The organism is Psychrobacillus sp. AK 1817 (assembly GCF_008807035.1).
In the GTDB taxonomy this organism is placed as follows: Bacteria; Bacillota; Bacilli; order Bacillales_A; family Planococcaceae; genus Psychrobacillus; species Psychrobacillus faecigallinarum.
In genome coordinates, this window is the sequence record NZ_CP031739.1 from 1,374,579 (window position 1) to 1,397,977 (window position 23,399).

The 23,399-nt window shown below is 38.4% G+C and carries 21 protein-coding genes; 2 read left to right on the forward strand and 19 right to left on the reverse strand.

The features are described from left to right. Positions 1–685: 685 nt before the first annotated feature. From leuD to D0S48_RS07105, 12 genes are all read right to left on the reverse strand, one after another. Positions 686–1,273, reverse strand: coding sequence for a 3-isopropylmalate dehydratase small subunit (gene leuD / locus D0S48_RS07050; RefSeq protein ID WP_151110854.1), 588 nt, complete (start codon positions 1,271–1,273; stop codon positions 686–688). An 11-nt stretch (positions 1,274–1,284) separates the two neighbouring features. Then, the gene (gene leuC, locus D0S48_RS07055) at positions 1,285–2,694 is read right to left on the reverse strand and encodes a 3-isopropylmalate dehydratase large subunit (RefSeq protein WP_151110856.1); all 1,410 of its coding nucleotides are present in this window, start codon (positions 2,692–2,694) and stop codon (positions 1,285–1,287) included. A gap of 16 nt (positions 2,695–2,710) precedes the next feature. Beyond that, a complete protein-coding gene (gene leuB / locus D0S48_RS07060) occupies positions 2,711–3,811 on the reverse strand; it encodes a 3-isopropylmalate dehydrogenase (protein WP_151110858.1) in 1,101 nt (366 codons plus the stop codon). A 23-nt stretch (positions 3,812–3,834) separates the two neighbouring features. After that, on the reverse strand, positions 3,835–5,376 hold the full coding sequence (locus tag D0S48_RS07065; RefSeq protein ID WP_151110860.1) for a 2-isopropylmalate synthase: 1,542 nt from the start codon (positions 5,374–5,376) through the stop codon (positions 3,835–3,837). Further along, a complete protein-coding gene (gene ilvC / locus D0S48_RS07070) occupies positions 5,363–6,394 on the reverse strand; it encodes a ketol-acid reductoisomerase (RefSeq protein WP_151110862.1) in 1,032 nt (343 codons plus the stop codon). The genes D0S48_RS07065 and ilvC overlap by 14 nt, the downstream gene beginning before the upstream one ends. A gap of 30 nt (positions 6,395–6,424) precedes the next feature. Continuing rightward, positions 6,425–6,943, reverse strand: a complete 519-nt coding sequence (gene ilvN, locus D0S48_RS07075) for an acetolactate synthase small subunit (RefSeq protein WP_144537627.1) — start codon at positions 6,941–6,943, stop codon at positions 6,425–6,427. Beyond that, positions 6,940–8,688, reverse strand: a complete 1,749-nt coding sequence (gene ilvB / locus D0S48_RS07080; RefSeq protein WP_151110864.1) for a biosynthetic-type acetolactate synthase large subunit — start codon at positions 8,686–8,688, stop codon at positions 6,940–6,942. Before ilvB ends, ilvN begins: the two co-directional genes overlap by 4 nt. A 417-nt stretch (positions 8,689–9,105) precedes the next feature. Next, entirely contained in the window at positions 9,106–10,773 is a 1,668-nt protein-coding gene (gene ilvD / locus D0S48_RS07085; protein WP_151110866.1) for a dihydroxy-acid dehydratase, read from the reverse strand. A gap of 937 nt (positions 10,774–11,710) precedes the next feature. Beyond that, a complete protein-coding gene (locus D0S48_RS07090) occupies positions 11,711–12,142 on the reverse strand; it encodes a hypothetical protein (protein ID WP_151110868.1) in 432 nt (143 codons plus the stop codon). Between the two features lie 259 nt (positions 12,143–12,401). Further along, positions 12,402–14,084, reverse strand: coding sequence for a methyl-accepting chemotaxis protein (locus D0S48_RS07095; protein WP_151110869.1), 1,683 nt, complete (start codon positions 14,082–14,084; stop codon positions 12,402–12,404). Positions 14,085–14,243: 159 nt separating this feature from the next. Next, entirely contained in the window at positions 14,244–15,932 is a 1,689-nt protein-coding gene (locus tag D0S48_RS07100; RefSeq protein ID WP_151110871.1) for a methyl-accepting chemotaxis protein, read from the reverse strand. 22 nt (positions 15,933–15,954) lie between these two features. Beyond that, entirely contained in the window at positions 15,955–16,665 is a 711-nt protein-coding gene (locus tag D0S48_RS07105; RefSeq protein ID WP_151110873.1) for a C40 family peptidase, read from the reverse strand. A 158-nt stretch (positions 16,666–16,823) separates the two neighbouring features. Here D0S48_RS07105 and D0S48_RS07110 point away from each other — a divergent pair, with 158 nt between their 5' ends. Then, the gene (locus tag D0S48_RS07110; RefSeq protein ID WP_144537613.1) at positions 16,824–17,150 is read left to right on the forward strand and encodes an SCP2 sterol-binding domain-containing protein; all 327 of its coding nucleotides are present in this window, start codon (positions 16,824–16,826) and stop codon (positions 17,148–17,150) included. Between the two features lie 44 nt (positions 17,151–17,194). On the opposite strand, the gene D0S48_RS07115 is transcribed toward D0S48_RS07110, so the two are convergent. The 4 genes from D0S48_RS07115 to D0S48_RS07130 are packed head-to-tail and all read right to left on the reverse strand — an operon-like array spanning position 17,195 to position 19,883. Beyond that, positions 17,195–17,545, reverse strand: a complete 351-nt coding sequence (locus D0S48_RS07115) for a flagellar protein FliT (protein WP_151110875.1) — start codon at positions 17,543–17,545, stop codon at positions 17,195–17,197. Next, positions 17,545–17,946 (reverse strand): flagellar export chaperone FliS, encoded by a 402-nt coding sequence (fliS, locus tag D0S48_RS07120; protein WP_151110877.1) that lies wholly within the window; start codon positions 17,944–17,946, stop codon positions 17,545–17,547. Before fliS ends, D0S48_RS07115 begins: the two co-directional genes overlap by 1 nt. A gap of 37 nt (positions 17,947–17,983) precedes the next feature. Then, on the reverse strand, positions 17,984–19,489 hold the full coding sequence (locus D0S48_RS07125; RefSeq protein WP_151110879.1) for a flagellar hook-associated protein 2: 1,506 nt from the start codon (positions 19,487–19,489) through the stop codon (positions 17,984–17,986). 13 nt (positions 19,490–19,502) lie between these two features. Further along, positions 19,503–19,883 (reverse strand): flagellar protein FlaG, encoded by a 381-nt coding sequence (locus D0S48_RS07130; protein WP_151110881.1) that lies wholly within the window; start codon positions 19,881–19,883, stop codon positions 19,503–19,505. A 130-nt stretch (positions 19,884–20,013) separates the two neighbouring features. Between D0S48_RS07130 and D0S48_RS07135 the strand changes: the two genes are divergently transcribed. Then, on the forward strand, positions 20,014–20,832 hold the full coding sequence (locus tag D0S48_RS07135; RefSeq protein WP_370455753.1) for a flagellin N-terminal helical domain-containing protein: 819 nt from the start codon (positions 20,014–20,016) through the stop codon (positions 20,830–20,832). A gap of 127 nt (positions 20,833–20,959) precedes the next feature. Here the strand turns inward: D0S48_RS07135 and pseI are convergent, their stop codons facing one another. The 3 genes from pseI to pseH are packed head-to-tail and all read right to left on the reverse strand — an operon-like array spanning position 20,960 to position 23,352. Then, on the reverse strand, positions 20,960–22,012 hold the full coding sequence (gene pseI, locus D0S48_RS07140) for a pseudaminic acid synthase (protein WP_151110885.1): 1,053 nt from the start codon (positions 22,010–22,012) through the stop codon (positions 20,960–20,962). 52 nt (positions 22,013–22,064) lie between these two features. Then, positions 22,065–22,793 carry an SDR family NAD(P)-dependent oxidoreductase gene (locus tag D0S48_RS07145; protein ID WP_225321709.1) on the reverse strand — a complete coding sequence of 243 codons (729 nt, stop codon included), beginning with the start codon at positions 22,791–22,793 and terminating at the stop codon, positions 22,065–22,067. Position 22,794: 1 nt separating this feature from the next. After that, a complete protein-coding gene (pseH, locus tag D0S48_RS07150) occupies positions 22,795–23,352 on the reverse strand; it encodes a UDP-4-amino-4,6-dideoxy-N-acetyl-beta-L-altrosamine N-acetyltransferase (RefSeq protein ID WP_151110887.1) in 558 nt (185 codons plus the stop codon). Positions 23,353–23,399: the final 47 nt, after the last annotated feature.

Here is a 23,399-nt window from a genome sequence, read left to right on the forward strand (position 1 = left end):
TCTAATAAATAGCCACTAATCGCATTGGGAATTGCCGTTATTGCAAAATAAACTTGCTCCAAAGTCTATTTTTGATGCGAACGGTTATAAATTTTTCTATGCGGTCATAAATGTGCTCTATCCGGTCATAACGCTATTTTTCTGCTTAAAATGTCTATGCTAAATCCTCTTTTCTAATAAATAGCCATTAATCGCATTGGGAATTGCCGTTATTGCAAAATAAACTTGCTCCAAAGTCTATTTTTGATGCGAACGGTTATAAATTTTTCTATGCGGTCATAAATCTCTCTTGAACGGTCATAAATATTTTTATCCGGTCATAAATGTGCTCTATCCGGTCATAAAGCTATTTTTCTGCTTAAAATGTCTATGCTAAATCCTCTTTTCTAATAAATAGCCACTAATCGCATTGGTAATTGCCGTTATTGCAAAATAAACTTGCTCCAAAGTCTATTTTTGATGCGAACGGTTATAAATTTTTCTATGCGGTCATAAAAAATTCTATCCGGTCATAAATCTCTCTTGAACGGTCATAAATATTTTTATCCGGTCATAAATGTGCTCTATCCGGTCATAAAGCTATTTTTCTGGTTAAAATGTCTATGATAAATTCTCTTTCTAGCTACATAAACTATGTTTTACCAATAAAAAGCCACTAATCTTCTATAGATTAGTGGCTAAACCTTTATAATGCTCCTGCAAATTTCTTTTCTTCGTAGGCTTTAATGTGGTCTTCGTATTGGAAGGTTAAGGAGATTTCATCCCAGCCATTTAGGAGCATTTTCTTTTGATAGGGGTCGATTGGGAATGAGTATGTTACTTCATCTTCTCCGATTATTGTTTGTGACTCTAAGTTTACTTCCACAGAGTAGTTTTCCTTGCTGAGGATTGCTTCTACTTCTTCAACTGATAGTTTAATAGGAAGAATGCCATTTTTCATGCAGTTGTTATAGAAGATATCTGCAAAGCTTGGCGCGATAACTACTCGGAAGCCATAGTCCAAAATCGCCCATGGCGCATGCTCTCTTGAGGAGCCACAGCCAAAGTTATCATGTGCTACTAAAATAGTTGAATCTTTATAGCGTTCATCGTTTAATACAAAATCTGTTCGTTCTTTTCCTTCCTCGTCGAAGCGCCAATGGTAGAACAGGTATTTACCGAAGCCAGTGCGCTCGATTCTTTTGAGAAATTCTTTAGAGATGATTTGGTCTGTATCGACGTTTTTTCTATTTAAAGGTGTTATGACACTTTTAATTTCATTGATTGGCTCCATGGTTCTCCTCCTTATGCATGCGTTAGCTGAAATTTGCGTACATCTACAATATGCCCCTCTATTGCAGCTGCAGCTGCCATTGCTGGACTCATTAAATGAGTTTTCGCTCCTGCTCCTTGGCGGCCTTCAAAGTTGCGATTTGAAGTTGAGGCACAATGCTCACCTGCAGGAACTATGTCGTCATTCATTGCTAGACACATGCTACAGCCAGATTCGCGCCATTCAAAGCCTGCTGCCTTGAAAATTTGGTCTATTCCTTCGTCTTCTGCTTGTTTTTTTACAGTTTGAGAACCTGGTACAACAATTGCTTTGACATTCGGATGCACCGTACGTCCTTCTACTATGTTAGCAGCATCTCGTAGATCACTTAGACGAGCATTAGTACATGAGCCGATGAAGACGTTACTAATATGAATATCTGTTAATGCCATACCTTCCTGCAGACCCATATAAGTAAGTGCTTTTTCATGTGCCTGCTGATCGGATGACTCATGAAAATCTTTTATATAAGGAATGCTTTGGGAGACTCCAGATCCCATAGATGGATTCGTTCCCCAAGTAACAAACGGTTCAATTTCATTGGCATTGATTTCTAAAGTTTTATCGTAACTAGCTCCATTATCCGATGCTAACTGTAGCCAGCGTGACGCTTCTCGGTCGAATGCTTCCCCTTCTGGCACGTATTCTCGACCTCTTAAAAATTCTACCGTAGTCTCGTCGGGACTAATCAATCCTGCTCTTGCTCCTGCTTCAATAGACATATTGCAGATTGTCATGCGCTCCTCCATAGTTAGCTTGCGAATAGCTTCACCAGTATATTCCACGATATAACCCGTTCCCATATCGATTCCGAATTTAGCGATAATAGCCAGAATAATATCTTTAGCTGTCACTCCTATCCCTAGCTCACCAGTTACCTTTATCTCCATTGTCTTTGGTTTAGCCTGCCAAAGAGTTTGTGTAGACAAGACATGCTCTACTTCACTTGTTCCGATACCAAAAGCTATTGCACCGAAGGCACCGTGTGTCGAAGTATGGCTATCACCACAAACAATTGTCTTACCAGGCTGTGTTAGCCCTAGCTCCGGGCCAATTATATGAACGATCCCTTGGTCAGGATGACCAATATTAGCTAAAGGAACTCCAAATTCATCACAGTTTTGCTGTAATGTATTAATCTGTTTACGTGCAATTACATCTTTTATTTCTTCCCGGTTTCTAGTCGGCACATTATGGTCCATTGTCGCGTAGCACAGGTCTGGTCGGCGAACTTTACGATTATTTAAACGTAAGCCCTCAAACGCCTGTGGAGAAGTCACCTCATGAAGCAAATGAAGATCGATATAGAGAAGGTCTGGTTTCCCTTCTTCCTCATACACAATATGTTCATCCCAAATTTTCTCAATAATCGTTTTTGCCATTTAGTCCCTCTCCCTTTTAAACGTATGAAAACATAATGCTTTCTGAAACAAACTCTGAATCCAATTCATCCAACACCTTGTCGGTCCAATCACTTGTTGAAAGAACGCGTCTTCCTTTAGTCTGTAAGTCTCCTGTAAAATAACCATCATTTAATACACTAAACACGGCCTCTTCAATTGCCGCAGCTTCCGTTTCCATTTGGAACGCCTCTCGTAGCATCATTGCCGCTGATAAAATGCATGCCGCTGGATTTGCCTTATTTTGACCTGCGATGTCTGGTGCAGACCCATGAACCGGTTCATAAAGTCCAAAACCATCACCTCGTGTACTTGCGGATGGCAACATTCCTAGAGATCCTGTGATCACAGATGCCTCATCACTTAAAATATCGCCAAACATATTCTCTGTAACGATTACATCAAATGAACCTGGTTTTGTAATCAGCTTCATCGCTGTTGAATCGACTAGCATATGCTCTACCTCAACGTCCGGATATCCTTGCTTTTTCTCTTCCACTATTTCTCTCCATAGCTTACTGGAGTCAAGTACGTTCGCTTTGTCTACAGAGGCCAGCTTTCCTCGTCTACTTCTTGCAAGCTGGAACGCTGTGTCAACAATTCGTTCAATTTCTGGTCGAGTATAAACAAGCGTATCCAACGCATAATCCTCTGTTTTCTTACGAGGCTCTGCAAAATACAGTCCACCTGTTAGCTCACGAACAATAACCATATCAACATTCTCCGCTATTTCTTTCTTGAGTGGCGAAGAATCTAGTAAAGCAGGAATTGCCTTCACTGGACGAATGTTTGCATAAAGAGCAAAGTGCTTGCGAATTGCTAGCAATCCTTTTTCGGGGCGTAAATGAGATGGGTTTTGATCCCATTTAGGCCCACCTACAGCACCTAAGAGGATGGCATCACTATCACTACATAAGCTGATTGTTTCTTCTGGTAGGGGATTTTCACAAGCATCAATCGCTGCTCCTCCTATTAACGCAAATCGCAGCTTGAATGTATGATTATATCGCTTTGCAATTGTTTCAAGCACCTTTACCGCCGCTTCCGTTACTTCAGGACCGATTCCATCACCAGGTAATACCGTTATCGTTTTTTCCATCCCATTCACTCCCATAGATTTATTTATTGATTGACTGCCACACGCTCTTGATAATGTGCATTCATTAATTGTCGGTTGACTGCATTGATATAAGCTCTCGCAGATGCTTTTAAAACATCTTGCGAAGCATTTCTTCCAGAGGAAGTTACGCCGTTATAAGTTAGATTAATAACTGCCTCGCCTAAAGCATCTCGACCTTTCGAAACAGATGACACCCGATAATCTAAAATTCGAACATCTCCATTTACTAGCTTTTCTAATGTATTGAAAATTGCCTCCACTGCCCCTGAACCGCTACATTTTTCTTTTATGTGCTCTCCTGTTGGTACCTTCACTGTAATAGTTGATGTCGGTATGTTGTTTTCATAATTAATGATTAATTCCTCTAATTCATAAACCTCAACTTCTCCATTGTCGACTTGCTGATCCGTCAATAAAACAAATAAGTCCTCATCGGATATTTCCTTTTTGCGATCTGCAAGCTTTTTAAACGCTGCAAATGCTGCATTTAGTTTTTCCTCGCTAAGCTGGAATCCCATTTGCACTGCACGGCTAAAGAATGCGTGACGACCAGAATGCTTTCCTAGTACTAGCTCTGTTGCGACATCTCCGATTAACTCTGGAGTAATAATTTCATATGTTTCTGGATTTTTCAGCATACCGTCTTGATGAATGCCTGATTCATGAGCAAAGGCATTTTTCCCTACAACTGCTTTGTTCGGCTGGATCACTACTCCGGTAAGCTTACTTACTAGCTGGCTCGTGCGCTTTGTTTCCTTTAGGATAATTCCTGATTCCGCTTGGTAGTAATCGCTACGAATATGTAAAGCGACTGCGACCTCTTCTAGTGCAGCATTACCTGCTCGTTCACCAATTCCGTTAATGGTTCCCTCTACTTGTGTTGCACCATTTTCAATTGCTGCCAGTGTGTTGGACACTGCAAGACCTAAATCATCATGACAGTGAGCGGAAAGCTTCACTCTCTCAATTCCTGTCACATTTTCAGACAAGTATCTAAATAGCGCGCCGTATTCAATTGGTGTTGCATAGCCTACTGTATCTGGGATATTGATAGTAGTAGCTCCTGCTTTAATAACTTCATTGATAATGCGAACTAAAAAATCCTTATCCGACCGCGTTGCATCCTCGGCTGACCATTGCACTAAAGGAAAATATTTACGCGCCAGTTTTACTGATTCAACTGCAATTTCAATCACCTGCTCCGGTGTTTTATTGAGCTTGTATTGCATATGGATTGGAGACGTAGCGATAAATGTATGGAGATGAGGCTGGACCCCTCCTCTTAATGCCTCCCATGACGTTTCAATGTCGCTTTTTATAGAACGAGCGAGACCTGTGACGACCGAATTTCTTACGGTATTCGCAATTTGTTGGACTGCGTTAAAATCTCCGGGTGACGAAGCAGGAAAACCTGCCTCGATAATAGACACTCCAAATTTCTCTAGCTGACGAGCAATCTCTAACTTCTCTTGGGTGTTTAGGTTAATCCCTGCCGATTGTTCTCCGTCTCTTAAGGTTGTGTCAAAAATATCAATTTTGCCCACTCGTCACCACTTCTTTCTTCGCTTTTTTTCCTTCATTGATGAAAGGCATCATTTCTCTTAGCTGTGCACCTACCGTTTCAATTTGATGCTCTGATTCGGCTTGTTTGATTGCATTATATTTTTGACGCCCTGTTTCATTTTCTTGAATCCATTCCTTCGCAAACTTACCATTTTGAATATCTGTTAATACATCCTTCATACGTTCCTTAACAGATGAATCAATGATGCGTGTGCCTGACACGAAATCTCCCCACTCCGCTGTGTCGGAAATGGAAGAGCGCATTGTTGCCATTCCACCTTCATACATAAGGTCTACAATCAGTTTTAATTCATGTAATGTTTCAAAGTAAGCCAGCTCGGGCTGATAGCCAGCTTCCACTAGCGTTTCAAAGCCTGCTTTTACGATTGCTGTTGTACTACCACATAAAACTGCTTGTTCTCCGAATAAATCCGTTTCCGTTTCTTCCTTGAACGTTGTTTCTAATACTCCTGCACGTGCCGCCCCGATGCCTTTTGCATAAGCTAAAGCTAAGTCTTTTGCTTGCCCGGTCGCATCTTGATATACCGCAAACAAGCCAGGTACTCCTGCTCCAGATTCAAATGTACGGCGAACTAGATGTCCTGGTCCTTTTGGTGCTACTAAGAATACATCCACGTCTGCCGGAGGAACGATTTGGTCGAAGTGAATGTTAAAACCATGCGCGAATACTAAAGCTTTACCTGCTGTTAAAGCTGCTTCTATTTTTGCCTCATACACTGCCTTTTGTCTTTCATCTGGCAATAAAATCATAATTACATCTGCTTTTTCTGCCGCCTCTTGAACGGAGTAAACCTCCTGCCCATCTTCTGCCGCCTGGTCAAATGATTTTCCAGCACGAATTCCTACGATAACGTTAAATCCTGAATCCTTTAAATTTTGTGCATGTGCATGACCCTGTGATCCGTATCCGATGATTGCAATTGTTTTTTCCTTTAAAGTTCCTTCGTTGATATCCCCGTTATAATACATTTTCGCCATTTTCTTTTCCTCCTCTGAATTTTTGTTTTGTTATTGCAATATAGAAAGATAAGGTGCATTCGTAACCTTTTGTGTTTCTCTTACAAAGGCTGTCACACCTGTTCTTGTTAGTTCTTTAATACCATAAGGCTTGACGAGCTCGATGAATGCGTCAATTTTCTCCGGGTTTCCAGTGACCTGGAATGTGACAACATTTTTTCCTGTGTCAATTGTAGAAGCTCTGAAAGGCTCTACTAAACTATTGATCTCTGCTCTTGCAGACGGAGGAGATACTACCTTTACTAAGGCGAGCTCCCTAACTACTATCGATTTTTCCGTAATATCATTTACTTTTAAGACATCTACTTGCTTTTGTAGCTGCTTTAACAGCTGCTCCAGCTTCTGTTCATCCTCCACATTTACAACGAAGGTCATTTTAGAGATTTGAGGCTGCTCTGTATGTCCTACCGTAATACTTTCTATGTTGAATTGGCGCTTCATGAGTAGACCGGTAACCCGATTGAGTACACCGCTTTGGTTGATAACCATTACGGTAATAATGCGTTTCATTCTGGCTTCACTCCAATCATTTCATGTAATCCTCTGCCAGGGGCAACCATTGGCAGAACGCTTTCCTTTTGTACTACTCGGCAATCGATGAGCACTGGCTCATCCGAAGCTAATGCTTCTTTTAATTGAACCTTTGCATCTTCGTATGTCTCAATCTTGTATCCCTTAATATCATAGGCAGCAGCCAGCTTGACGAAATCGGGTTGAACTGAGATTAATGACTGAGAATACCTTTCTCCGTGGAACGTCTCCTGCCACTGACGAACCATTCCGAGTGCCTGATTGTTTAAAATAATGACCTTCACTGGTATACGCATTTCTTGTAGCAGTGACAGCTCCTGAAGCGTCATCTGAAAGCCAGCATCTCCAACAATGGAAACAACCTTTGCATCCGGCTTAGCAATTTGAGCCCCAATTGCCGCTGGGAATCCAAAGCCCATCGTCCCTAGGCCACCTGACGTTACCCAATTATGTGGCTGGCTGAATTTGTAGTATTGTGCAGTCCACATTTGGTGCTGCCCAACGTCTGTTGTTACAACGGCATCACCATTCGTGTACTCCTGTACTAATTCCAATACTTGCTGTGGAAGAAGTCCTCGATCTCCACTTGCATAGTAATGTAATGGATATTGCACTTGGTTGACCTTCAAGCTCTCAAGCCAGGCTGCTGTATTTCCATTAGGTACATTTTGGTTCAATAAAGCCTCTAAAGCCTCTTTCGCATCACCGACAATTGGAATCTCTGTTGGAACGTTTTTTCCGATTTCTGCGGGATCTATATCAATGTGAATTACTTTTGCATTAGGAGCGAAGTAATTTAAGTTTCCTGTCAAGCGATCATCAAATCTTGCCCCCACATTAATGAGTAGGTCGCATGTTTGAATGGCCATGTTTGCTGTGTATGTACCATGCATACCAGCCATCCCTAAAAATAATGGGTGTGTACCTTCTATACTTCCTAGTCCTAGAAGTGTATTTGTAATCGGTATTTGATATTTTTCCGCTAGCTCTTTCAATTGCTCGTTGGCTTTCGCAAAAAGTACTCCTGCGCCTGCTAGAATTAATGGCTGTTTGGCGTTTGTAATCGCCTGTGACGCCTTTTGAATTTGCAGGAAGTTCGGCGTAGTTGCCGGTTGATAGCCTGGTAAGTTTACTGCTTCGGTTGCCCCTTCCTTCGGGACAAAAATACCTGTTGCCATATTTTTAGGTATATCTACAACGACTGGTCCTGGACGACCTGTGGAAGCAATGTGAAAAGCTTCATTTATAATTCTTGGGAAATCTGCCACATCTTTTACTTGATAGTTATGCTTCGTAATTGGCTGAGTTATACCAATGATGTCTGCCTCCTGAAAGGCATCTGTTCCGATGACTGTTGTAGCAACCTGACCAGTAAACACAACTAAAGGAATTGAGTCCATCATTGCATCTGCAATTCCTGTCACTACATTAGTTGCACCTGGGCCAGATGTTGCAATCACGACTCCAACTTTACCGGAGACCCTTGCATATCCTTCTGCCGCATGGATAGCACCCTGTTCATGCCGGGCAAGAATATGCTTAATCGGATTTTTATACAGCGCATCATAAATCGGTAAAACCGCACCACCTGGATAACCAAATACTACTTCCACCTGATGCTTTTTCAGTGTCTCAATAAATACTTCTGCACCATTCATTTCCTTGAGAGCTACACTGGTTGCAGGTTCTTCTTTTAAACGTTCCGCTTCTACAGTAAACTTCATCATCATTCCTCCTATTCCTCAATCGTCCAGTTACTCTTAAACCTAGGACACCCTCGTAAGGCAGGGGCCAGAAGCTAGATATGAATCATCTAGCTCATCTAAATAAAAAGAAAAGAATTTCCTCCCACACAAAGAAACCATAGTTCTTTTGTATAGGGATGAAATTCTTTTCATGGTACCACCCTAGTTCGCAGCGCAACCGCTACCTCGCAGACATACGACTAAGCATCGAATGTCCATTTTTAACGAGAGTAGCTTTTTACTACACCCGGAAGTATCTAAAGGGGGAAATCCCGTTCAACACCTCACTCCGAGGGGATGTCGTTAAAGGTTGTATTGCCGGCTCCCAGCTATACCAGCTCTCTGTGAATACAAAATTCCTTTAACTTTTACCTCATCAATGATTTACAGCAATATTTATATTTTCATGACTCCACCTGTGCTTGCAGATGTAACGAGTTTTGAATACCTTGCTAAATATCCTTTTTTAATCTTTGGTTCGAACGGTGGAAGCTCTGCTCTTCTGCTAGCGAGTTCTTCTTCACTAACCTGCAGCTCTATCGTTCTATTTATAAGATCAATAGCGATAATATCGCCATTCTCTACTAAAGCAATCGGCCCTCCATCAGCCGCCTCTGGTGAGATATGTCCGATGGAAATTCCTCTGGAAGCACCTGAAAATCTTCCATCTGTAATGAGTGCTACCTTTGTTCCTAATCCTCGACCTTGTATCGCTGATGTCGGAGCAAGCATTTCTGGCATACCAGGACCACCTCTTGGTCCCTCGTAGCGAATTACTACTACGTGACCTTCCTTAACAGTTCCATTGTCAATTGCTTCCTGTGAAGCCTCCTGTGAATCAAAGACAATTGCCTCGCCAGTAAACTCCTTAATAGAAGGGTCCACAGCGCCAACCTTTATCACACCACCCTCAGGAGCAATGTTTCCAAATAGTACAGATAATCCACCTACAGGACTATAAGGATTTTCTTTTCTTCTAATTACTTGCTCGTTTTTAATCTCACAATCTTTTACATTTTCATAGAGTGACTTACCGGTAATCGTCAAACGATCTGGGTGAACTGCTCCAGGTATTTCACAAAGTTCCTTTATAATGGCACTGACTCCTCCTGCTAAGTGAACATCATGCATGGAGTAATCAGATGCTGGCATAATTTTTGATAAATATGGAATTCTTTTAGCGACTTCATTAATTTCATTTACGTTATATTCAATTTCTGCCTCGTGAGCGATTGCTAATGTATGTAATACAGTGTTAGTTGATCCACCCATTGCCATATCTAGCGCAAAAGCATCATCAATTGTTTCTTTCGTGATTAAGTCTCTAGGCTTTACATCTTCTTTAACCATTCTTACAAGATGCTTTGCAGCTTCTCGAATGAGCTGGTGTCTCTCGTCTGATGTAGCAACAATCGTTCCGTTACCTGGTAAAGTTACTCCTAGCATTTCCATTAGAGAGTTCATCGAGTTTGCTGTGAACATCCCTGAGCAGGAGCCGCATGTTGGACATGCATTTTGTTCGATATCTAAGAGCTGCTCTGCAGTCATTGAACCAGATTTATAAGATCCAACACCTTCAAATACGGAGGTTAAGGAAAGCTGCTTTCCATCAGCAGATACGCCTGCCTCCATAGGACCGCCTGACACAAATACGGATGGGACGTTCGTTCTGACTGCTGCCATTAGCATTCCTGGAGTGATCTTGTCACAGTTTGGAATGTAGAAGACACCGTCAAACCAGTGAGCATTAATAACGGTTTCCGCTGAGTCTGCTATCAACTCACGACTCGGAAGTGAATATCGCATTCCGATATGTCCCATTGCAATTCCATCGTCTACACCGATTGTGTTGAATTCGAATGGAATTCCACCTGCCTCACGAATTGCCTCTTTTACAACCTCTGCAAATTTATTTAAATGCATATGGCCAGGAATAATGTCGATATAGGAGTTACATACACCAATAAATGGTTTATCTAAATCTCTTGTTTTTACTCCCGTAGCATAAAGTAAGCTACGATGAGGAGCTCGATCTACGCCTTTTTTTATCATGTCACTTCTCATTTAAATCGCCCCTATACTTTACCGCTTCAACGCGTTTACCTGTGCAAAATTCGTGAAATTCATTTTTAAATACTATGTGAATTTTCTTGCAATATTTAATATATTGAAGCTATCATAACGCCTTTAAATCCTTGCGTCAACAGTATTTTAGTAAATTTTCTGTTAGTTTTGAATATTCGTAAATGTTGTAATCGCTTACAATAGCGATATATCGCATTTTAAATAAAGAAAAATTATTTTTAATTTTATTTATACATAACATGATTGTGGGAGGCATATGCATGTTGGTCTTTGAAGAGAACAAAAGGAAGGTGGAAGGATTATTTTCAAAAATTAGACGAGAGATATTATAGGAGAATCACTAGATTGATTTTGCAGTGATATGACAAAATAACCCTGATTTTCGCTCTATGCGGACGCTTTCCGCGGGGTGAGTGATAAACCATCACCGTCGCTTTCGCGCCGGTTGTGATGTCTTATCTCTCTCACTCATCCCGCTGGAGTCGCCGCATGTCGCTTCAATCAGATATGTAAAGAAGTAATATAGTGTAAATTAAATCAGTTTATAAATTAGCCTGTTATATGAATACTCATATAGATGCAATTCACATGAAAAACATATATGTAAATCTTGATTTTCGCTCTGTGCGGACGCTTTCCGCGGGGTGAGTGATAAGCCATCACCGTCGCTTACGCGTCGGTTGTGATGTCTTATCTATCTCACTCATCCCGCTGGAGTCGCCGCATGTCGCTTCAATCAACAAAAAATGGATGACTTGTAGAATGAGAAACTACTATCCTACCCATTAAAGAAATTAAATACTTTTTTGCCTAAAAAATACCATGAACACAAGGTTCACGGCATAAATATTAAATCATGATGAAATTCTTTAGAAAAAGATACGCATTCTTAAACAAGATCCTTTAGAAACAATTTTTACCATAGGATTGGTTTTGCAACCATGAACCAAAGCATAATCATTAGCAGGAAAATATACTTCCATACGGAGGAGCGTAGCTTTGAAATAAGTGTCTCTACATTCATATAACCAGCATAAAACTGTCGAATTTTCGGTTTAAAGGCTCTAGCCAAAAAGATGATAGAGCTTACCATGACAATAATTGTCATTATTACCCATGAAGTCGTCCATGGCCAATTCCCTTGCCACATAAGCAGGATGCCAGAGAAAACCAAGACATGTCCCGCATGCTTTACAATTCGAATAGCTGCCTGAAATACCTCTATCTGAGTATCTAACTCTATTCCTGCTTTGCCTTTCATACGGTTCAGTAAAGGAAACAATACAAAGAATGGACCTACGGAAAGAATAGCACTAATCACGTGCATATACATAATGAATGAATACATAATTGATCACCTATCCTTATTATACTAAAAAGTTTTCCTTTTAATTGTGACTAGGTGAGGAATTATCATGATAAATAGAATTTAAAATTTGAGCCTGCTAGACTACACTAATTGTTCGGTTGAAGAAAACTTATAAATCTCTTCCTCTATCATTAAAGAAGGCATTGCCACAGTATGTGACAATGCCTTAGCGCTCATGAGATTAAAGCTTTTCTGTCTTTTAGTTAAGACAAGTGGACTCTACCCAATACTTTATTTATTAAATTTTAAAATGACTTACTTCACTTTGTAATTTTTCTGCAAGAGTAGCTAAAGTTTGTGCGTTTGTAGAAATTTCCTCATTTGCAGCTAATTGCTGCTCAGTTGCTGCACTCGTATCACTAGCTCCATCTGCAGCATGACTTGCCAAGCCTTGAACCTGTTGAGCATTATGCGTTACTGAGCTAGCCATTTCTTTAATTTGCTCGATTGCAGTAGTAACTGATTCAACCTTTTCAGCTACGGCTTCTACACTAGATTCAATTTCGTTGAAAACATCTAATGATTCAGTAGTTTTAGACAGTCCGTCCTCTACTTTGTCACCACCGGTTGTAATCGCCTTTACAGCCTCTGTTGAAGCAGACTGAATCAATTTAACCATAGATTCAATTTCGGAAGCAGAGTTTTTTGATTGCTCTGCAAGCTTACGAACTTCTTCTGCTACAACCGCAAAGCCTTTACCATATTCCCCAGCGCGAGCTGCCTCGATTGCAGCGTTCAATGCTAGTAAATTCGTTTGTTCTGAAATATCCGTGATCAATGCAGTAATCGATTGAATTTCATGGGAATGCTTAGCCATATTATTCATAATCTCTGTTGTTTCTTTGAATGTTTCATGGATAGTATTCATTTGACTTGCTACACCAGATACTACTGTAGAGCCTTTTGTTACTAATTTTTTCACGCCATCAGTTGCTTGAAGCATCTCGTTATTGTTTTGCGAAATATCTTCCACACCTTGTTGCATTTCTGACATAGATCTAACAGAGCTTTCTAAATGCTTCACTTGCTCCTCGCTCGCTGCCATTTGTTCTTCTGCAGATTTTGCAACCATCTGAGAGGATGCTAAACTTTCTTCTGAACTTGCAGAAAGTTCTTCCGCATTTGCAGCAAGCTGCATTGAAGAATCACGTACATTGGAAACGATACGCTGTAAATCGCTCGTCATTTTGTTGAATGTTAAAGCCATTGCTCCAACTTCGTCTCTATTTTTTATAACGATTGGCTCTACATTCAGATTACCATCCGCTATTTCTCCTAAGCCTTCTGTAACCTTGCGTATTGGGCTAGATATACCTTTACTAATGAAATGTGATACTAAAACCCCAATAATAATACTTGCAATGGCTAAAATAATAATAGTTATATTAACGTTAGTTTGATATGTATCTAAGTCTTCTTTAGTTTTTTGCATATTTTCTTGTTGAATTTTCTTTAAGTCACCTAAAATCACTAATGTCTTCTCATTTAATTCCGATGATTGAGCTGCATATTGATCAAAGGGCTGGTTGCTTTTTTTCAATGAGATAATCTTATCATTTGATTCAAACAGTTGAACTGTCTCCGTTTGTAGGTCTTTCATTAATTTTAAAGATTCTTCATCCTTAACAGACTCTATTAATTTACGAGCTGCTATAGAACCCTTTTCTATTTCCTCATCAAATTTATCGGTAGCATCCTCCGAGCCGAACATGACGAATTCTAGTACAGCAGTCGCCATATCTTTTTGAATTACTTCAATTTCTGATACTAGATTAATTTTTTCAATATCCTTATCAATAATAGATTTATATTTGTCTGCAACATCATAAGAAGTAAAGATAGATATAACACTTATAAAAATTAATAAAAGTAAAACAAATGAAAAACCGAACCACATTTTCTTTGAAATTGACAATTTCATTTTGGAACTCCTTTTCCTTTAAAATATTTAGCGCTAGTAAAAATGCACCTCTATAATTATACTCTTTTTAAGGTATTTAGACATAGATAAATGTACATATTTATTCATAATAAAATAAAAAAGATCTATACTACGAAACATAATATAGATCCCTTTTACCTATATCTTAAAATGACTTACATTATTTTGTAATGTTTCAGCAAGGTTTGCTAGAGACTGGGCATTAGAGGTAATTTCTTCGTTAGAAGCAAGCTGCTGCTCTGTTGCGGAGCTTGTGTCATTTGCTCCTTGGGCAACGATTTCAGCAAGTCTTTGAACCTCCAAGGAGCCCCCTGACACCGATTGAGCAATTGCCTGAATTTGCTCAATTGCTGTAGAAACAGATTCTACTTTCTCTCCTACCTCCACTACCGCTGATTCAATAAGCTGGAAGACCTCTAAAGACTCGTTTGTTTTGTTCATGCCCTCTTTGATTTTGTTCTCCCCAGTTGTAATAGCCTCTACCGCAGTACCAGATGCTCCCTGAATCAATTCAATCATTTTAGCAATTTCAGATGCTGCATCTTTCGACTGCTCCGCTAGCTTTCTTACCTCGTCTGCAACGACCGCAAAGCCTTTGCCATACTCTCCAGCCCGGGCAGCCTCAATAGCCGCATTCAATGCTAGTAAATTGGTTTGCTCTGAAATTTCTGTAATGAGAGAAGTGATTCCCTGGATATCATGTGAGTGCTTCTCCATATCTCTCATATTATTTGCCGTTTCATTGAACGTATTATGAATCATATTCATCTGAGTGGCCACAGCCGCTATTACATCAGAACCCTGCTTCACTAGGTGTCCTACATTTTCTGCGGAGTTCAACATTTCCCCATTACTTGCTGCAATGTCACTAACGCCTTGAGATAGCTCAGACATGCCTGCCATCGAAGTGGTCATATGTTCTACTTGTTGCTCACTGCTAGTCATTTGCTCATGTGCCGAGCTTGCTACTAATTGAGAGCTAGCAAGACTTTCTTCTGCAATGGCTGATAGTTCCTCCGCATTTGCTGCTAGTTGCATAGAGGTGTCTTGGACGTTGGAAACAATTGTACGAAGATCCTCTGACATTATGTTAAATGCTGCTGCCATTTCGCCTGCTTCATCCTTGTTCTTAATATGAATTGGCTCTACATGCAAGTTGCCTCCTGCAATTTCTGTAAGACCTAAGGTAACACGCTTAATTGGACGTGCAATACTTCTGCCTATGTAAAATGCAATAATTGCCCCAAGGATAGCCCCTACAATCGTAATAGCCATGATGAAAATGTTCGCACCACGCTCGTAGTCCTGCAGCTCATTCACTGTTACAGCCATATCATTTTGAAGTTGTTCCTCTATCTTGTTTAATATAGATACCATATTGTCATTAACAGTTTTTACATCTTTCGTTAACGTATTTATTTGAGTCGGGTCAACAAGAATTTGGTTAGAGATGAGCTTTTCATTAGCCTCTACAAACATTACGTACTTTCTTTCATAGTCCTCGATGAAAGGAAGAGACTCCTTTGAATTTATCCCCTGTTTGAGCTCTTCCATCAGCGTCCCAGTGGTCTCCAGATGTGAGCTGACTCCCTTTCGAGAAGCATCCATTTTCGTTAATAAAAAATCATAAAGATTTTCTGTAGTTTCATTTTGAGACATTTTGATTTCCTGGATAAGCCTCACATTTACGCTATCCACCTCAAGAATCTCTCTATACTGTTTATTTGTTTCCTTGCCTGCTAAGCTACTGAAAAAAGAAACAACAATCATCAATAGGATAATTGCGGAGAAGCCCAACCACATTTTCTTTGTAATTGTCCACTTCATAATATATCTCCTGTCTGATTATTTACTTTTGAACAAAACGGTTAAAGGATACAAAATGCTCTTTCCAATACACATTATCTAGCTTTGTGATCTCTACTCCCTTAGATCCTGCATGGACAAATTGATTGTCTCCAAGATAGATCCCCATATGAGAAATTCCTTCTTTATACGTGTTTTGGAAGAACACTAAATCTCCAGGAATCGGGTTAGTCAACACAATACTTTCTAAATAGTAGGACTCGCTACTCTTACGTTCGATTTTCATACCAGCTTGCGTATGTAGGAAATAAATAAACCCACTACAATCAAATCCAGCCATCGTATTACCTGCATACAAATAAGGAATGCCCTCCAGGCGTTTAGCAAAATCAATGATCAATGGGTAATAAGCATAACCTTCTCCAGATACATTGCTAGGTACTGTAATAACAGGAGCCGGTGAGACAACCAACTCATTTTTTACAGGTGCTGTTACTACAGGAGCTGTTTTAACTGGCGTTGTATTCGTTGTCCCCTTAACAGTTGCCGGCTTTTGAACGACAAGCTTTTGCTTAATAAAAATATTATCCTTTGTCAGCTTGTTCCAAGTACGTAAATCAGCGACTGTTACATTATGTAATTTAGCAATTTTAGTAAGCGAATCGCCTTTTTTCACTTCATAAAGCGTACTAGCACTTGCAGTTTCTGTAATAAAAAACAGTATAAATGCTATAATCAGCACTTTCTTTCTCATACTTTAAACCCCCTTTCTTTTTATATCGGTAAAACTTTGGTAACATCCACAACTTTCAACAAAATATTACCTGGGAAATAAATGCTCGTAAATTATCAGAAAATATGGCATGATAATTAATGAATAACCATTCAGTAAATACAAAGGGGACATGATATATGAACGAAACCTGGAACCAAATCGAAAACACAATGAATAACCACCCAACTCCAATCCAAAACCAAAACGTCCGTTACGAATTCCACCTAACCGGCGACGAACCATCCGTCAAACAGCTAGTCCTAGCTGACGGTCGAGCATTTGTAACGGATGATACTAGCTCAAAAGCTGATTGCACCCTTACATTAAGCTCAAAGGATTTTGTAAAGCTCATTAACGGGGATTTAAATAGCACTTCTGCATTTATGTTTGGGAAGCTGAAGGTTGACGGGAGTATTGGATTGGCATTGAAGCTGGAGGGATTGTTGAAGGAGTATAGTTTTTAAGAGAAAAAGAAAAACGACTTTCATAGCGAAAGTCGTTTTTTGTATTATTTTTTATTATCAAAATACATACCATCAATCATTTGAGTAGCCGCATAAGGGTTAGTGTAAGAACCTTCATGGCGTTTCTTTTGCTGAAGCTCCTTAATATCTTTCTTAACAAGAGCCATCACAGTAGTTAGCTGTTTATTGATCCCATGATCTAACTCTATTAATTTGCCATAAACTGATAGCTTGGATATTTGTTCAAGATCTAAGGATTGTAATGCCATTTCACGAGCATCCAATAACTCATTAATTTTTTCAATAAATTCTGTACGCTCATCATCAGATGGTGTTTTTAAAAGATGGCTGTATAGCTCTTCAGAGACCGCTAAAAATTGGTCGACACTAGCCATCACGCTTGTCCGCCAGTAGTAAATTGCTTTTGACGATTCAATTGAATGACTTGCTTCCATGTGTCGCGGAAATCAAGGACATATGCTTCCACTTCCTCAATAATAGCAGTGTCATTCTTCATATTTGCTTCAATTAAGCGATGGTTCATATATTCATACATTTGCATCATTGACTTAGAAACTTCAATATCCATATTTAAGGTCATCATAAGCTCTTGAATAATTTTCTGTGCCTTCTGCAAGTTTGTATTTTTTTCTTGAATATTCTTTTCTGCTACCGCAATTTTTGCTTTACCTAAAAATTTTAAACAACCATTGTATAACATCAAAGTCAACTCACCTGGCGATGCAGTACTCACACTATTATTTTTATAAGCTTGGTGGACCGATTGTGCTGACAAATCTTACAACTCCTTTTGTTGAAAAACATAATTATATTTAGCTTTGGCCGAATTGTGATAGATAACCTGATTGTGAATTGGCTTTGCTAATTGCCTGCTCCATTGCAGTGAACTGTTTCCAGTAACGAGTTTCTATATCTTCTAATCTGCGTTGGAAGTTAGAAATACGAGTATTCATGTCAATTAATGATTTACCTAGAGAATATTGAGAATCCGTATGTGTTGTTTTGCCTGCTTTTGTTTCTATATTTGTTGTAAATTCTTTCATAGTTTCACGAAGGCGTTGAATAATACCACGAGTATCACCTGAATTAGTTTTTTCTCCACTTTGTGTTAAAGTTTGTACCACTTTATCAGGATTTTCTGTTAAAGCTTTTTTTAGTTTATCCTCATTAATTACTAGTTTACCACCATCTGAGTATACACTAGAAGTAGTAATCCCCATTTCAGCAAGTGTATCAATTATATCATCACCCATACCGTCAACTCTACCATAAATTGCATTTCGCATACTAGATAGACCACTATTAACTATTGAATCATTGCGAAGTAGTCCACTCTTGGCCTTTTCATCCCATAATTCTTGCTCCTTATCAGACATGTCTTTCCGCTGTTCATCAGTTAAAGGAGGATAGTCACGATATTTTTTTTCTTTTAAAGAATCATTCATCCCTGTAATTAATTCGTTATATTTTTCGACAAACTCTTTTACTTTGTCTACCATTGAATTTATATCAGTAGTAGAATTTAATGTTATTGTTGATGCACCTGCAGCTGTTGTATCCTTCAAAGTTATATTAAAACCTGCCACTGTAAAATTATTCGAATTACGTTCGACTTCTGCTCCATTGATTGTTACTTTTGCATTTTTACCATTTGAAGCTATTTTCTCGGCATCAGAAAATCCTAATTTCCCAAAAAAACCACTTTTATCTCTATCAATTATCTCAACACCCTCAGCGCTTTTACCACTTGCTTTTGTGCTCAAAGATAACTGACCTGATTTTTCATCATAAAGTGCTGTTATTCCCGCTCCTTTATTATTAATCTGTTTAACAACATCACTTATAGTATCTGTTTCCTTAAAAGTGAATTCAAAATCTTTCATAGTTCCATCTGCTTGAAGAACTCCCAGTTTTACATTCTGGTCACCCGAAACGCCTAATTCTTTCATTGTTATAGTACTTGCTGTATTTGCATTAATTCTTCCAACTCCATATGAAGCAGAAGCTAACTGTTCAACTTTTTGAATTGACAATGATCCCGATGCTGCAGAAGTAGCTGTAGCAGTGACTATATTTTCATGAGAAACAGAGACTATTTTTTTATTAAAACTATTTGGCGCCAGAAAGTCATCATAAAGTTTTGTATGAAATGTATTTAACTTCGTATTAATAGAACGGTAAGAATCTCTTTGCCATTCCGTTGTTGTTTTCTTTTGAAATAATTTATCTAATGGTATTCTTTCTGCTTTCATCAAATCTCCAACAATTTGATCAATGTCCATTCCAGAAGCTAATCCACCCACTCTTAAACCTGCCATTTAAAAAAACCTCCTAAATTTTTTCGTCAATTATCATGCCTAAAAACTTTTGCATCGTATAAAATGCATCTAATAGCTTTCGAGGTGGAACTTCTCTGATTACCTCTTCCGTCTCTGCGTCGATTACTTCTACGTAATAGCGATCTAAACCATCATGCATGATAAATTTTGAGTTTCTGTTTTGGATAGTTATAAACTCATTTAATGCATCTACTGCTTTTTGTACTTTTTCTTTTGGGATTAATTCTTTCTCATTAGCTTTTTGTTCTGCTTGCATAATTTCTCTTAGAGAGTTTTCTGTAGTACTTGATTTTAATATATCACCTACTACCTCTGTTTTCAGCTGAGATGTGATTCTAACATCTTTTGGCTGTGCCTGTGCTGATAGACGCATATTATATTCCCCCTATGCCAACTTCGTTCTTATAGTAATTATCGGCAATTTTAAATTAATTTTCAGCTGTTAGCAAAATTTCCATTTAAATTGACGATAATAATAGAGTAGTAAAGTAATTCACATGGAGGTGAATAAATTGAAAATACAAAATCAGACAGGGATTGCCTTCTCTACTAATCGCTATCAAAAAAATGACAATGCAATAACTAGAACTCTGGAGAAACTTTCAGGTGGTGACAAGTTGACTCGTGCTGCAGATAACGCTTCTGGTTTGTCGATTTCAGAAACAATGCGTGGGCAAATTCGTGGACTTGCAAGGGCTCAGCTTAATATGCAGGACGGGCTTTCAGTACTTGAAACAACAGATGCAGGACTTCAACATGTTAGTAGTGTATTACAGCGTATAAGGGAATTAGCAGTACAAACATCGACTGACACAGTTTCAGATGAGGACAGGGGAGCTGCCCAAAAGGAATTAGACCAGCTTCTTCAATCTATCGACGACACCGCTGACAAAATGGAATTCAACACTCAAAGTATTCTTGGTGATGTCCGACCATTATACATACACGTGGGTGCTAACTCTGGACAGACACTTCGTATTGATACGGTAAACGTGAGCACTGCTTCTTTAGGTATAGCAATTGCTAAACTTTCCACACGAAAAGAAGCAGAAAGTTTAATAACAAAAGTGGATAGAGCTCAATCCATTATTTCTGGTCACCTAGCAAATACTGGAGCAGACTACGAAGCACTAACTCACCATAAGGATAACGTGTCGAATATAGAGGTAAGTCTTCAAAAGTCAGAATCTCTTATTCGAGATCCAGACATGGCTAGCGAAATGATAGAATTTATTAAACAAGGAATACGTCAAAAGGGCGATGAAATGCTGGTTAAGCATACTAATCAGAATATTAATAATGTATTAAGTTTAGTTAGATAGAAAAACAGACTAGGAATCCATTTTAAGGTTCCTAGTCTGTTTTTATGTATAACCAGTATAGATGTTATGATGTGCTGGGATTTTGATACTTTGATTTTCTGCCTATTAATCATCTCCTTAAATAACTCTATAATAGCTCATCTATCATTATTGGCGTCCCCGCTTTGTAATCTTTCCTTGCTAATTTGTTGATTATTTTTTCATAGTATTTAGGTTCTAGTCCATACCCTGGTCGAACAATTTTTATATTTTCTTTTGTAAATTTTTCTCCACTATTAATATCCTTAGCAACATAAATAGAACGTCTGAATTTTAAAGAAGCTTTCTCCACTTCGGTAGGGCCGTAGGTAACTTTCCCCATCGCCTGCCATGCTCGTTCTGTCTCTATAACTAATTCCTTCATCTCACTAGGTTCCATTGAAAATGCAGAGTCTACACCACCATCTGCTCTCGATAACGTAAAATGTTTTTCAATCACAGTAGCACCCAAAGCTACACTTGCTACTGCGACACCTATTCCCATTGTGTGATCTGATAATCCAACTTGCACATCGAATAACTCACTCATATGAGGAATGGTAGAAATGTTTGTATAGTTAGGCGTCGCTGGATAGGTACTAGTACATTTCAATAAAATTAAATCTTCACAGCCAGCCTCTCTTGCTGTTCTTACTAATTCATCTAACTCAGCTACAGTAGCCATACCAGTAGAAACAATCATGGGTTTACCGGTAGAAGCAACTTTTTTTATAAGTGGTAAATCAGTGTTTTCAAAAGAAGCAATTTTATAGAGAGGTACATCCAATTCTTCCAAAAAGTCAACTGCTGTATCGTCAAAGGGTGTACTAAATGCTATCATACCTAATTCACGTGCACGATCAAAAATTGGTTTATGCCATTCCCAAGGAGTGTACGCTTGTTGATATAATTCATAAAGATTTTGACCATCCCAAAGATTTTCACTATCCTCAATTTTAAAATCCAGATTTTCTATATTCAAAGTCATCGTATCGGCAGTGTATGTCTGTATTTTTAAAGCATGTGCACCTGCTTTAGAAGCTTCTTCAACTATTTTTAATGCTCTCTCCAAGGAATGATTATGATTACCGGACATTTCAGCAATAATGAATGGACTTCGATTGGATCCCACCAATTGATCAAGAATTTTTATTTGTTTCATTTATATTCTCCTTTCAAAATATCTTCACAAAGTATAAATCTTAACTTACTTCTCACATCAATTGACCGCCATTTACCCGAATAACTTCTCCAGTGATGTAAGAAGAAAGTACAGGTGATAACAAAAAAATAATACTCCATGCAATTTCATCAGGTTTTGCAAATCTTTTAAACGGGATGTTATTAATAATGTTATTTCTAACTTTTTCAGGAAGATTTTCAGTCATTGAAGTTTCAGTAAATCCTGGAGCAACAACATTTGATCTTATATGTTTTCTTGCACCTTCTTTAGCTAAACTCTTTGAGAATCCTATAATTCCTGCTTTACTAGCAGAATAATTTGTTTGTCCTAAATTTCCACTTTCCCCAACTATAGAACTAACAAATACAATTGAACCTTCTTGTCTTTCATACATTTTGTTTATTATTGGTCTAGTAGTGTTAAATGCACCAATTAAATTAACATCAATTACTTCGTTCCATAGTTCTGGACTTATTTTATGATAGAAACTGTCTCTAGTAATCCCAGCATTAGAAACAATCCCATAAATGGGACCCAACTCTTTTTCAATTTTAAATAAAGCATTTTCCATTTCTTCATATGAAGTAACGTTAGCTTTGAACTGGATTCCTTTATTATTTCCTTTGCCGGTTAAATTAATATATGCTACTTTTGCCCCTAATTTTTCGAGTTTTATTACTAGAGCATTTCCTATTCCTCTATTGCCACCTGTAACTACCACAACTTTATCCTTTAATCCAAAAACATCCAACTCATTCATATTAATAGTCCTCTATAGTAATTTTTTTGTAATTAGTTTGCTCTCTTAAAATTAACCATTTTTCTTTGAAAGTCGCCATTCTAATAACATCAAGATACTTTCCTTCTTTAAATATATGATCTTTAAATTTTCCTTCTTCTATTGCACCAAACTTTTTATGTATATTAATGACTGTTTCATTAAACTCAAAAATCTCACACCATAATTTATTCAAGTTTAGTTGGTCAAATACATAATCATATATATTACATTCTAATATTCGAGCAAGTCCCTGGCCTCGTGCTTCAATCTCACCTAAATAATATGCCCACGAAGCTTGTTTATTAACATAATCGATATTATTAATACTGATTAAACCTACATCCACTCCTGATTCTAATTGTATAATCCAGTACTTTTCTCTCTTTTTATTTTGCAAAATACTATTGTACCAATCTAATTGTTTTTCTATACTCAAATCTGGATCAGTATACATATATTTAGTTACTTCCGGTAACATTCTCCAATTCATTATCATTACAAGATCATCTTCATGTATTTCCCTTAAATTAATTACCACAAAACACCATTCCTTTCATTTTCAAATTATCCCTATATACAAGAATT